The 13,295-nt window shown below is 46.5% G+C and carries 11 protein-coding genes; 4 read left to right on the forward strand and 7 right to left on the reverse strand.

What is annotated here, in order from left to right:
- The 4 genes from HQ865_RS20465 to HQ865_RS20480 are packed head-to-tail and all read right to left on the reverse strand — an operon-like array spanning window position 1 to window position 5,949.
- Complete coding sequence (locus HQ865_RS20465; protein WP_173416688.1) at window positions 1-1,134, reverse strand: DUF4249 domain-containing protein; 1,134 nt, start codon at window positions 1,132-1,134, stop codon at window positions 1-3.
- A gap of 47 nt (window positions 1,135-1,181) precedes the next feature.
- Window positions 1,182-2,381: a DUF4249 domain-containing protein gene (locus HQ865_RS20470; protein ID WP_173416689.1), complete on the reverse strand. Its 1,200-nt coding sequence runs from the start codon at window positions 2,379-2,381 to the stop codon at window positions 1,182-1,184.
- 48 nt (window positions 2,382-2,429) lie between these two features.
- Window positions 2,430-5,207 (reverse strand): TonB-dependent receptor, encoded by a 2,778-nt coding sequence (locus HQ865_RS20475; protein ID WP_173416690.1) that lies wholly within the window; start codon window positions 5,205-5,207, stop codon window positions 2,430-2,432.
- A gap of 1 nt (window position 5,208) precedes the next feature.
- Window positions 5,209-5,949 carry a hypothetical protein gene (locus HQ865_RS20480; RefSeq protein ID WP_173416691.1) on the reverse strand — a complete coding sequence of 247 codons (741 nt, stop codon included), beginning with the start codon at window positions 5,947-5,949 and terminating at the stop codon, window positions 5,209-5,211.
- Window positions 5,950-6,077: 128 nt separating this feature from the next.
- On the opposite strand from HQ865_RS20480, the gene HQ865_RS20485 reads away from it, so the two are divergent.
- Together HQ865_RS20485 and HQ865_RS20490 are read left to right on the forward strand one after the other, a co-directional pair.
- Window positions 6,078-6,296: a DUF2442 domain-containing protein gene (locus HQ865_RS20485; RefSeq protein WP_173416692.1), complete on the forward strand. Its 219-nt coding sequence runs from the start codon at window positions 6,078-6,080 to the stop codon at window positions 6,294-6,296.
- The gene (locus tag HQ865_RS20490; protein WP_173416693.1) at window positions 6,296-7,048 is read left to right on the forward strand and encodes a hypothetical protein; all 753 of its coding nucleotides are present in this window, start codon (window positions 6,296-6,298) and stop codon (window positions 7,046-7,048) included. The genes HQ865_RS20485 and HQ865_RS20490 overlap by 1 nt, the downstream gene beginning before the upstream one ends.
- A 5-nt stretch (window positions 7,049-7,053) precedes the next feature.
- Here the strand turns inward: HQ865_RS20490 and HQ865_RS20495 are convergent, their stop codons facing one another.
- The 3 genes from HQ865_RS20495 to HQ865_RS20505 all read right to left on the reverse strand — a co-directional run bounded on the left by HQ865_RS20495 (window position 7,054) and on the right by HQ865_RS20505 (window position 10,055).
- Entirely contained in the window at window positions 7,054-7,458 is a 405-nt protein-coding gene (locus tag HQ865_RS20495) for a hypothetical protein (RefSeq protein ID WP_173416694.1), read from the reverse strand.
- Between the two features lie 237 nt (window positions 7,459-7,695).
- Window positions 7,696-9,666, reverse strand: coding sequence for a M56 family metallopeptidase (locus tag HQ865_RS20500; RefSeq protein WP_173416695.1), 1,971 nt, complete (start codon window positions 9,664-9,666; stop codon window positions 7,696-7,698).
- A 17-nt stretch (window positions 9,667-9,683) separates the two neighbouring features.
- The gene (locus HQ865_RS20505) at window positions 9,684-10,055 is read right to left on the reverse strand and encodes a BlaI/MecI/CopY family transcriptional regulator (RefSeq protein ID WP_173416696.1); all 372 of its coding nucleotides are present in this window, start codon (window positions 10,053-10,055) and stop codon (window positions 9,684-9,686) included.
- A gap of 150 nt (window positions 10,056-10,205) precedes the next feature.
- Between HQ865_RS20505 and HQ865_RS20510 the strand changes: the two genes are divergently transcribed.
- Both HQ865_RS20510 and HQ865_RS20515 read left to right on the forward strand, forming a co-directional pair.
- Window positions 10,206-11,618 (forward strand): MBL fold metallo-hydrolase RNA specificity domain-containing protein, encoded by a 1,413-nt coding sequence (locus tag HQ865_RS20510; protein WP_173416697.1) that lies wholly within the window; start codon window positions 10,206-10,208, stop codon window positions 11,616-11,618.
- A 263-nt stretch (window positions 11,619-11,881) separates the two neighbouring features.
- A complete protein-coding gene (locus HQ865_RS20515; protein WP_173416698.1) occupies window positions 11,882-13,255 on the forward strand; it encodes a S41 family peptidase in 1,374 nt (457 codons plus the stop codon).
- Window positions 13,256-13,295: the final 40 nt, after the last annotated feature.

Raw genomic sequence — 13,295 nt, forward strand, 5'->3', positions numbered from 1 at the left:
TTATTTCCAAAATGAAGGTTGAGTTGTGGTGCCGCGCAGACTGCAATCCACGCAATCTTTATAAGCCGAGAAAAAACCTTTTATCGTTACAGGCGGGTCGCCGATCGCTTTATAAGGGATGAGCATACTGCCAATAGGCACCAGTAATTGCGTTACCAGGTCATTGCCGCTGGCTTTAGGGTCTACATAATATAAACTCTGCGATTCGCAGGGATAGGGGTTTACATACTCCCAAAGCTTGGGCAGCTCGGCCCTGTCTATAAATATGCGTTTTGTTTGGATGGTGCCTGCGCTAATAAAGCCTACTACCGGCACATCGGGGTTGCTCTCGCAGTGGATGTTACCCACAGGGGCCGATGATTGCTGGTCGAATATACTGCCCAGGGTTTCGGTATTGCGCCGCATATTGTCCCAAAACTCGTAGGCTTTTTGTGTTAGCGCATACGCTTTAACCAATATGCTGTAACGGATTGTTAACTTTTCAGAACCCGACGACACATCGGCAACGGTGAAATTTGTTAACACATCCCGGGTTTGTTTGGTGGTTGAGGCCAGTATAATATTGCTTGAACTGTAGTTTCCAAAACAATAATACACCTGCTGGGTGCGCGGAACGATAGCTGTTCCGTTGGTAACATATTCAGAATTGTACATGGTATGAAAGCGCCAGGTTTCCTGGTAAGACCATCGGTAGTATTGTGTATTACCCGTGGGGTCATGCGCGCCCGAAAACACCGACAGGCCGTCGCTTTTGATCGTATAACCAACGGTATCAATAGGCGGCGCGTTCTTCACGGCTTCGTAATCAGACAGGTAAACCAATCCATCGGTTGTTTTGATACGGAGGCGGTATTGACGGCCTGTGTTAAGGCTTAGCGCGCCGGTACCATAGTTACCGTTCCCGGTCTCTTTCAGCGCATAGGTGCCCCCCTGGTTGTCCTCTACGGTCAGCACTGCATTTAACTCAACCTTTACACTCCCCGTATCGGTTATTTTATTGCTGCGTGTTAATTTAATAATGGTAGAGTCGGTACCGTTGTTAATGGTACCCTCAACTACCAATATGCTGGTAGTTGCATTAGCGAACGATGGTGTATAAAGTTTTTTGCATGCAACAGCCCATAGTATAGCCATACCGCACAATAACAGTAAGACGTTACTTATATGCTTGTTCTTTTTCCTCATTTCCAAAATGCAGGTTGATTTAAAGTACCACGTAGCCTGCAATCCACGCAATAATTATAGGCCGATGAATACCCTACCAGGGCGTACGGAGGAATGGGAGAATACAGGTCCTTAACAGGTATGAATATGCTATTGAGCGGAATTAATTGCAGCGTTACCATATTCTGCCCATGGTTGTTGGGGTCGACAAAATAATAATTCTGGAGATCGCAGGCATCTGCGGTATACTTCCAGGTCTTGGGTAATTCTGTATTGTCGATAAAAATGCGCTTGGTTTGCACAGTGCCTACGCTAACAAAACCAACTACGGGCACATCTGGATTACTCTCGCAATGCAGGTTACCTACCGGGGCCGATGATTGCTGATCAAAGATGCTGCCCAGCGTTTCGGTATTGCGCCGCATATTGTCCCAAAACTCGTATGCCTTTTGCGTTAAAGCATACTCTTTCACCAATATGCTGTAGCGGACGGTTAACCTTTGCGAATTGGACGGTTCGTTAACAATAGCCTGGTTAGTTAAAATATCCTGGGTTTGTTTGGCGGTAGAGGCCAGTATGATGCTGCTTGAATTATAGTTATTAAAACAATAATACACCTGCTGGGTGCGGGGGACTATATCCGTTCCATTCGTTACAAAAAAGGATTCGTAATTTGAATGGAAGCGCCAGGTCTCTTCATATGCCCAGCGATAGTATTTGGTGTTACCGGTTGGGTCATGCGCACCCGAAAAAACAGATATGCCATCGCTTTTTATGGTATACCCTACCGTATCGATAGGCGGAGCGTTCTTCACCGCCTCATAATCCGACAGGTAAACCAGGCCGTCGGAAGTTTTTATGCGCAGGCGGTATTGGCGGTCTTTGTTAAGGCTTAGCGCGCCGGTGCCATAATTTCCGGCGCCGTTCTCTTTCAGCGCATATGCGCTACCCTGGTTATCTTCTATCGCCAGCACGGCTTTCAATTCGGCTTTCGCAGGGGTGGTGTCGGTTAGTTTATTGGTGCGGGTTAACTTAATAATGGTAGAGTCGGATCCATTGTTAATGGTACCTTCAACTATCAGGATATTGGTGTTAAAATTAGCTACCGACGGGGTATACGCTTTTTTACAGGTACTAAACAGTACCATACCCATGCAGCCTGACAGCAGCAATAACAACACGGACTTTTTGATATGTGGCGAAGTTTTCTTCATCATTATTTCTAAAAAGAAGGCGCTTTTAAAACCCCTTCGATGGTGCACTTATTAAAACCTGATATTATAATTAACAAAAGGTATAGCCGTAGCAAAAATAGACAGCTTGTATCCATGTATTACGCCGCCTTCCTGGCTAAAATAGGTGGAATAAGCATTCTGCCTGCCCGATAGATTATAAATACCGAAGGTCCACGAATCGTGAAAGCGCTGATCCAGCCTGTGATTGCCCTCAAGCGTTACAGACAGGTCGGTACGGAAATAATCGGGGATACGGCTTGCATTACGGTCGGTATAATAAACACGTTCCGAACCGCCGTAGTAGTATTTGGCAATAGGCAGGGTTATAGGCCGGCCGGTACTGTAAACCATATTAACAGCAAAACTATAACGGTGCGAAATATGATAGCTGCCTGTAAAATTAAAGTCGTGCGGCTTATCATAATTGGCAGGGTAATATTCGCCGTGGTTTACGGGCGAGGCCACACCCGGATCGTTTTGCTGAAGCAGGATACGCGAATAGGTATAGCTGGCCAGCCCGGTCAGTTTACCGGCAGTTTTCCGCACTAAAAACTCAATGCCGTAGGCTTTGCCGCGTGTGCCAATCACATCTGTTTCCAGGTGATGATTGAGCACAAGGGTGGCGCCATCGCGGTAATCGAGATAGTTTTTGAGATGCTTATAATAACCTTCTACAGATGTTTCTATCGTGTTATTCTCGAAATTACGATAAAAGCCCAGCGAAACCTGGTCGCCAAATTGCGGTTTGATATTAGGGTCGCTTAGCTGGTAAATATCCGTTGGCGAGATGGCCGTAGTATTAGAGAGCTGGTGAATATACTGGCGCATGGTGTTGTAAGCCGCTTTAACCGATAAGTTATCACCCAGAACATACCTTGCCGATACCCTGATCTCGGGGCCGCCATAAGTTTTAATGCTTGCGCCGCTGCCGTATTTTACACTATCTATTAATGTTGCGGCTGTACGCGGCTGCCCCGGTGCATAATTGTTTACCGTATACGGCCCCATAAAGTTATAGAGCGAATAACGTAACCCGGCACTTATCGTCAGTTTATCGGTCACATCAAACTTATCACCCAGGTACAGGGCGCTTTCAAGCGCTTGCTGGCCAGGCACATTATCTGTTTTAACAAGCGACGTGGCCGAGTTAGGCGTAAAACTACCCGGATGCAGGCGATATAAACTTGAACTTAAGCCAAATGTAACCGTGTGCGCGGTGTTAGGGTAATAGTTAAAATCGGTTTTAAAATTGGTTTGGTTGATATTAAATTTCAGCTGGTAGGCATTAACCGGGTTGGCCGAACTGGCAATATTATAATCGTAATGATCGAACCCGCCGCCAATAACGCTGTATAGTTTGTTGTTATAATTATGCTTCCATTTAATGTTGGCGTTTTTATTGCTGTATTTATAATTGGTATCGCTGTTTAATTTAAAACCGTCCTGGCTCATATAGCCGTATACATACAGGTCGTTTTTCTCGTTAAAATGATGGTTGATATCCAGGTTAACATCATAAAACTGCGCCTGGCTGTTTTTATATTCCTGCGGCAGGCTCTTCAGCAGCCAGTCTGAATAGGTAACGCGGCCACCCAGCAAAAACGATGTTTTTTCGCCCTTGCCTATCGGCCCCTCTACGTTAAGCCGGCTGGTGAGCAAGCCTATACCGGCCGATCCGGTGAACTTCTTTTTATTACCTTCCCGGTCGTTAATTTCCAGCACAGATGCCAGCCTGCCGCCAAATTTTTCGGGGATGGTGCTTTTATGTAACTCCACATCTTTTATCAATTCGGGGTTAAAGGCCGAGAAAAAGCCAAAAAAGTGCGCGGGATTATAAATAGTTGAGCCGTTGAACAGGATCAGGTTCTGATCGGCCGAGCCGCCGCGAACGTTAAACCCGGTAGTGGCCTCGCCCACCGTTTGCACACCCGGCAACAGAGTTACCGCGCGCAACACGTCAGTCTCGCCAAAAACAGCGGGGATATCTTTCAGGGTTTTAATATCCAGCTTTACAGCGCCCATTTGCGGGCCGCGCACATTGGCCACCTTATCTGCCGATATTTTTACTTCGCGAAGCGCCTGTATCTGTTCCTGTAATTCAATATTCAGTTTACCATCGCCATACAAAATAATTTGCCGGCGGGTATCCCGGTTGCCCAGCGCTTTAATAATAATGGTATGCGGCCCTTTGGGTAAGGTGAGCGAGTAAAAGCCAAATCCATCAGTAGCTACGCCGGCCTTAGTATCGGCCACAAACATACTTGCGCCTATAATGGGTTCGCCGGTTTTGGCATTGCGCACATACCCGGCCATGGTAGCGCTGCCGGGCTGTATGGTATTGGTGCGGGTGCCAATGGCATAAACCTTATTTTCTATAGTAGCCTCGGGGGCTTTAGTTGTCTTATCGTCAACCGTAAAATTTTTAGAAGCGGACTGTGCCTGTCCGGCGGCTTTTTGCTTAACCGGGTCAAAAAAGCCTTCGGCCAGCATCGGTTCAAGCACACGGGTGCGGGTTAAAAACACATCTGTTCCGTTGGCTATGGCGTAGTGAAAGGCGGTGTTTTGAAAAACCGCGTCGAGCACACCAGTGAGGGGCTTCTGATCTGCCTTAACCGTTACCTTTAAACTGTCGAATAATACTTTATCATAATAAAAATGATAACCTGTTTTACTCTCCAGGTCGGTCACAATACTTTCAATACCGGCCTGCTGATAGTTTACGCTGATGAGTTTGGTTTGGGTTGTTTGCGCGATGCTTAATTTTACCATCAACAAACTGCAAAAAATTAAAAGGTAGATCTTTCTCATATCAGTTTGTTATTTTATCGTAATAAGCAGCCAGCATAAACATCACATCGGCCGGGCCTTCCTTAAATTTGATCCGGTTATCCCTGATGTATTTTTTCAATTCCTTCTTATGGTCGGCCAATATATCCAGCATATCGCCCTCGCTGGCAATAGCATGGTAGATGCCGTTTTTCTTCAGGTAATAATAGGTTTTCGACTCATAGTAATCGTCGGGGCTCATCACCCCACGTGCCACATGGATAAATTTGGTTGGCTTTACCAGCACCTGCAACTTACCGTTGTAAACCTCATCGTAAAAACCAGGTTTAATAACTTTATTACTTGTTGTATCGGGATTTAGCCTGATGAAACGGTGGCTGAATATGGTAAACTCGCTTACCATACCGTTGATGAGGCAATAGCGCGATACGTCATCATACAGGGTGGTTACCAGCATATCGTTGCGGATATCATAGGTTAAAGGCACATCCTTATATAAAAAACCGTAGTAAACTACCGAGCCCTGCTTATCGGCAAGCGCCGTATCAAGGAAATTGGGATTACCCTGTATCACACGCTTCCCCAAATCGTAAACAGGGCCGTTATACAACCACGATTGTTTACCGATGGTATTATTAAATTTTTGGATTGCTGTTGTAGCCGCGAGATCAGGCGAATTAGCCCCAGGGGTTTGGGCATAACCTATTTTGAAGCATAGCAAACTGCAGCACAGCAGGAGTGCGGCGATAAGGTTGTTCTTCATTCAGTTAATAATAGACTTAAATTTACCATATATTTGTTACATAGTAAATACCTATACGTCTGTTTTTTAACATTTACATAATAAATGGTAAAAAATGATTTTTATTAAAATATACGCACTTTTGTAACATGCCATTATTCACATCGCGCAAGCAGAAAAAAGACGTAAAGCTATCGTTCCAGGATGATATGCTGTATGTTGAGCAGGCCGGTGGCAGGCAGCAGGCCATTCCGCTTACCTGGATGCCGCAGCTAAAAAATGCAAGCGCCGAACAACAGGCCGAATGGGAGCTAACCGATAAAGGTATACGCTGGGATAAACTGAATGTGGAGATAACGTTAGCCTGATGACTTTCGAGGAGTTTTTTAAAAAGAAGAAGATAAGCCTGCCATTGTTGCAAGATGCCGAACCGGCGCTATTTGCCGAGTTTGAGCACCATTATGGGCAAATGGGCGAGAAAAGCTTCGATCATACCAAGAAATATTGGTTCAACCAACTGCGTCATCGTTTTCCGCTACCGCCCGAAGTAAAGGTTGAGAAGCTTACGACGGAAAACCCATTGGCCGAACAAACCATTACCGAATCGCTGACGGAACAGGCTACACCCGCGGCATCCGTTGGGTTTAAGCCGCGCTTTAAAGCCACAGCTACACCCCAGTCAACCGAAGAGAAGCAGCCCGTTGAACCAGCCGGAGAAGCAAAACCAACCGAAGAGAAGCCGGCAGATAATACACCTGCGCCATCTGTAGGCTTTAAGCCACGTTTTAAAGCATCAATGGTGGCTAAACCTGCCGAAGAAAAAGCCGAAGATAAGCCCGCTATTGAGCCTGCTGCCCAGGCAACACCTGCGGAAGAAACACCAAAGCCTACTGTTGGTTTTAAACCAAGGTTCAAAGCATCGATGGTAACAAAACCTGCGGAAGAAAAGCCGGAGGAAAAGCCAGCAGAAAGCCTTGTTGACGAAGCGTCGCCAACAGAAGAAAAACCTGCCGGGCAAAGCACAAGTACCGCGCCCGTAGAAAACGCCCCGAAGCCTGCCGGCTTAAAGCCCCGCTTCAACATGAATAAAATGAAGCCGAAAGACCCCGAAGCGGAATAGCCTTTTTACGCGCCTTTAGGCTTTACAATTTTAGAAGCTACAAAGGCAAACAATCCCTGAAATAAGCCAAAAATAGCACCAAAGGGAATACCAACACAAAGCATCATCATGCGTGGATGGGTGTTAAAATAACCCATGTTATTACTCATTGCCGCCATATCGGGGTGGTGCGCAACATAACTGTCAAAAAAAGTGAAGTGCACGGCTGTTATCCATACGCTGTTAAATACGCTTACCAAAAAGCCATGCCAAAAGTATTTTCCGTTACACACCCTGGCTATTATATAAGCGCAAAAGCAAAAGATGACCAGCCAAAAGAAAAATTCGATCTTTTCGGGAATTAGCGATACGGTGGCAAAAGCCATGATAAGCCCAAACAGGGACAATTGAAAGATAAGTTTAAAGTTCATAAAGGGTTGGGTTTTAATACTTAAATGTAAGTATTAAAAAATGAATTGTGCAAGTAGCCGGGAAGGGGTGCCTTTATATGCCCCGGAGGGGTGCCGGTGCCTATCTCCTTGACCACTTGTCATTTCCTTTGAGCGAGGAGGAGATAACGATGGGTGCGAAGCAGAAATCTTATATGCATTAGCAGTCTGTATAAGATTTCTCTCTACCGTTCGAAATGACAAAATGATTTATATTTTTTACAACCCCAAACTACTCAAATCAAAGAATGATTTGTGCTTGGTCACCATGGATACAACGCCGTTGGCAGCTTTATCAAGTGTGAGGTTTTTTTCGGCTTTTTCTTTAAACAGGTTGATGGGTTTAATGCCACCTTTTCCTTGTGCCAGGGTTTTACTATCAGCCAGTGGCATAGCCGATGCTTTTACATGTTCGGTAAAGCGGGCTTCAAGCAGATCGTTATCAGCGTCGTTATTGTTAGTAACCATGCTGTAATTGTAGGTTTGGCTACCCCTAAACCGGGATGTTGCCGCGGAATCTTTATGATTATCTGCCACGTAGTCATCGGTTAAAGTAAAGCTTACCGGGGTGGTAACCCTTTGGCGTATCAGGTTGCCGTTTTGCATGCCCGGGTTCCATCTTGGCGATTGCTCTATCACCCGCACAGCTTCATCACCTAAACCGCCACCAATATCGCGCAGGGCGCGTACATCACTTAAAGAACCGTCTTTTTCAACCACAAAGCTTACATAAACCTTGCCCTGGATACGTTTTTCGCGGGCTTCCTGCGGGTAGCGGATGTTGTTGCCCAGGTAGCGGCCAAAGGCACTCATACCACCAGGGTACATAGCCGATTGTTCAACCGCGGTGAAGGTTTCGTTTCCATCGGCCAGTACAAAGCTGATGGGTACGGTATATAATTGCCTTACCTTAACACCGTTTTGCATACCAGGGTTCCATTTTGGCATACCTGCAATTACACGCACGGCCTCTTCATCGGCACCGGCGCCAATACCACGTACTACCTTGATGTTGCTGATACTGCCATCCTTTTCAACAACAAACGAGCAGAACACCTTGCCTTGTACGCCACGCTTCTTAGCCTCGGCCGGATAGCGGACATAAGTAGATAAATAACGGTTAAAATATTCGATACCGCCCGGAAATTCGGCCGATTGTTCGGCCGTTTCAACAGGTGGCTCGCCTTGTATACCATTAACTGCACTTTGCGCGCCTGCACCCTGTTGGTGTTGCCTGATCACCTCTTCCAGGTCGGCCTGGTCGGCTGCTGATATATTGCCGGTGCTGAAGGTTTGCGCTGCCGGTGTGTGGAAAACATTATTAGCTGTATTAGTAATAACAGTCAGGGTCTTACTTTTATCAACCGTAGCCGAAGATAAGATCAGCATCAGCGCGAATAATGGTGCCGAGAAACCATATTTCACCAGCATCATCCAGTGCGAACGGTTTTTGTTAAGCATCTGGATCCGCTGTTTCAGCAGGCTGCTGTTGAAGAACGGGTTTACTAAATGATAGGGCGGCGTAACAAAGGTTTGGCTTAGCAGCAGCATGGCGTATTCGGCCTTGTTGGTGCCGGCTTTAACCGCGTCGCGGTCGGCAATAAACTCGTGAATGTATTTTACCGCGTTGCGATACAAGTATACCACCGGGTTAAACCAGTTGATGATCATGATGGCTTCCATCAGCAGCAGGTCGGCAGTGTGCCACTGGCGGGCATGCACTTCCTCGTGCGCGGTGATCACATCATTATGGCTATCGGTATCTCGCTGTTCTATTTTTATTTGTTTGAAGAACGAGTAGGAAGTATCCGACTTAGGCTGGCTGATGACCCAGTTGATCACCGCCAGCTGATAAAAGAAGCGGATGGTAAGAATAAGTATCCCGGCTACGTAAATGCCGCCAATAATTTGCCCCAGGGTAAGCTGGTGCACAGTTGGCGCGTGGCCGGTGATACGATAAATAACCGATGGCCCTACATGGTGAATAGTTTCCTGCACTTGTTTGGTAATGAACAGGCCCTTTATCCAGCTCGATTGGATAACCGGGATGCAGAACGACAGCAATGCCGAACTGACAAGGTACACCCTGTTCAAATTGAAGAATGTTTCCCGGCGCAATAGCATCGCGTAGAAAACAAAAAACAATGTGAGGTACACATTAACCAGTAATAAATAATGCCACCAGGTCATATACTTATTAAATCAATTTATTTGTCTTTTAGTTTTTCGATCAGGGTCATGATCTCGTCGGCTTCTTTCAGATCTATCTTCTCTTTTTGCACGAAGAACGAGAACATCCTTTTTACCGAATTATCGAAATAACCGTTCAGCAGCTTATCGGTAGCAAAGTACTGGTATTGCTCCCGGCTGATGATAGGGTGATACTGGTGGCTTTTGCCAAAAGCAGCATGATCAACAAAGCCCTTGGTCTCCAATATCCTGATAATAGTGGATACGGTGTTGTAGGCAGGTTTTGGCTCCGGCAAAATATCAATAACATCTTTTACAAAACCCTTTTTTAATTGCCAAAGCACCTGCATAATTTGTTCTTCGGCGCGGGTTAATTCTTTAATTTCCATATTTACAATAGTTTAATCTTCCCTGTCTTGCACAGGTATGTCAGAATAATAAATAAACATAAAACTAATATATTAGTTTAGCAAATTTATTTTACCTTTTCAAACAAAATTGTTACCCCTGCAATTCTTTATACCAATTATACATCAATTATGAATATAACCTTCCACGGCGCTGCCCGCCATGTTACCGGCAGTAAGCATTTATTACAATTAAAAAACGGCACCAATATTCTACTCGATTGCGGCATGTTCCAGGGAATGGGCGAGCATACCGATAACATGAACGAGCACTTTGGTTTCAACCCTAAAAAGGTAGATCATATGGTGCTTTCACACGCTCATATCGACCATTGCGGACTGATACCCCGACTGGTGTCCGAGGGTTTTAGCGGCCCAATTTACTGCACTCCGCCAACTTTAGATTTGGCCCGCATCCTGCTGCTGGATTCGGCCAAGATACAGGAGCAGGATACCGAATACACCAATAAGCACCGCAAGCGTAAAGATTTGCCCCTGTTGGATACCTTGTATACCGAGGAAGATGCCAACCGCGCGCTGAAACAGTTTAAAACGGTTGAATATCACGAAGAGTTTAATATCACCCCCGATGTAAAGCTATACTTCAGCGATGCGGGCCACGTAGTGGGCAGCGCCGTTACCCACCTTACCGTTACCGAAGATGGCAAAGAAACGCACATCACTTTTAGCGGCGATGTTGGCCGATACGGAGATATGATATTGAAAAGCCCGCAAAACTTCCGGCAGTCGGATTATATATTGATGGAATCTACCTATGGAGATTCGCTGCACAAAGATATTGGCCCCATTGAGGATGCCCTGCTGGATATTATTAAGGATACCTGCATCAACCGCAAGGGCAAAGTAATTATTCCTGCCTTTAGTGTTGGCCGCACGCAGGAATTGCTGTACGCCCTTAACGCCCTTGAGCTCAGAGGCGAACTGCCTGACGTGCCTTACTTTGTAGATAGCCCGCTATCGCTAAAAGCTACCGAAGTTTTAAAAGATCATCCCGAGGTTTACAACGCCGATGTAAAAAAGGTGATGAAGACCGATGCCGACCCATTTAGCTTTAAGGGCCTGCGCTTTGTAGAATCGACCGAGGAATCAGTCGCGCTGAATACCGATCCCCGTGCCTGCGTTATCATCTCCTCATCGGGCATGGCCGAGGCCGGGCGGGTGAAGCATCATATCAAGAATAATATCCACGACAGCAAAAACACCATCCTGATAGTTGGTTATTGCGAACCGAACTCGCTGGGCGGCCACCTGATGAATGGTGATAAGCAGGTATACATTTTTGGCGAGATGTACGATGTGGTGGCGCAGGTACATGTCATCAAATCCATGAGTGCCCATGGCGATTATGAAGACCTGCTGCACTTTCTTTCAGGCCAGGATGCCGGCAAGGTTAGCAAGGTATTTTTAGTGCACGGCGAATACGATGTACAGCAGCGCTTCGCCCAAAAGTTAAAGGAGAAAGGGTTTGAAAATATCGAGATCCCGTTTCAGCACCAGAGGGTGGAGCTGGGGCAGTATGCATAGATTAGCCCCGTGGGAGGGATCGCCCAATGTCATTTAAGTTACGCTTTTAAGCCCCACCTAAATCCTCCCCAAAGGGGAGGACTTTAAGAATTTTACGCTTGTGCAGCCTAAGTCTCCCCTACCGGGGGAGATTTAGAGGGGGCTTTATTCGGCTGAGCATCCTTAAATTAATGACATTGGGGGAGCGCCCCCACGCTTTTTTCCATCTCCGCTGCAACGTTTCCTCAATAGCCTGCGTCTACTCCCTAATTATTAACGCCGATATGAAGATACCAGCCCTTGCCGCAGTAATACTATTAGCAACGATATACAGCCTTGCCCAATCACCCGATCCAAACCGCAAGTTTTCGCCTGATCAGCTAAAGGCCGATCTTACCTTTGTAAAGACACAATTATTCAATGCGCATGCCAATCCCTTTACCGAACTAAGCAAAGCCGACTACGAAAAGGTTTTTGAGCGTATGGATAAACAGATCACCGATTCGATGACGGCTACCGGTTTTTTTAAACTGGTGAGGCCAGCGGTATCTTACCTTTCAGATGAGCATGCGCAGATCAGTCTTGGCAGCAACCTGCAAACCGCCGAGTACAAAACCGGGGAGATCTTTTTGCCGTTCACCCTTGGCCATAAAGGGAGTAGCTATACCGTTGACGATGTGCTATCCACCACCAGCGGCTTACAAAAAGGTGATATAATTACGCAGGTAAACGGTCAGCCTGTTGCTGATTTGGTTAAGCGCTGCGTTAATTACTCCACCGGCTTCCCCGGGCAAAGGGCAGACAATGCCTTGCAGCAATTTGGCTATTTGTATACCATATCGCAGCCCGATACCCGCCATAGCTTTGATATTAAAATGGGCGATGGGAAGGTTATTGCTATACACGGCACTACATTTAATAAATGGTACGATTATTTGGTAATGAAGGCCGGAATGGCCGGCAGCAGTGGCAAAACCATTACTTATAACCGCTATGGCGATGCCGGGTATATCACCGCAACCGCCTTTGATGCCCGCAACGACCGGCAGATGGATTCGCTGCGGAAAGTGGTAGCCGCTATGTTTGCCCAAATAAAAACTGACGGCTTAAAAACCCTGTTTATTGATGTAAGCCGCAACGGTGGCGGCAACTCGGCCGTGGGCGATATGATGACCGACTTTTTTTATGATAAACCATACCGCGGCTACCAGTGCAACTGGAAACGCAGCGACGAATACCTGGCGCTCACCAAATCATGGGGCATCAATAACGATTTTTATGCTAATCAACTGGTAGGTAAGGTGATCCACTTCGATTCGGACATGGAAAAGGTATCAGCCAATAACCCGGTGCGCTTTAGCGGCAAAACCTACGTGGTGGTTGGCGATGGCACCTTCTCCAGCGCCATGATGTTTGCTACGACGATTAAAGACAACCACATTGCCACGCTGATTGGCCAGGTACCAAAAGAGGGCCACCCCAACCATTTTGGCGAGATGTATGCTACCAAACTACCCAACACTAAGCTGGATATCCGCTTCGGTGTAAAGGAATGGATCCGCCCGGCAGGCAAAAGCGGCGAGAATGTATTAAGGCCGGATATGATTGTTGATTTGAGTAAGGGGCCTGAAGAGGTGGTGAGGCAAGTGCTGAGATAGCCCCCTCCCAACCCTCCCCGAGGAGGGAGGGCTTTAAAAC

The organism is Mucilaginibacter mali (assembly GCF_013283875.1).
Lineage (GTDB): Bacteria > Bacteroidota > Bacteroidia > Sphingobacteriales > Sphingobacteriaceae > Mucilaginibacter > Mucilaginibacter mali.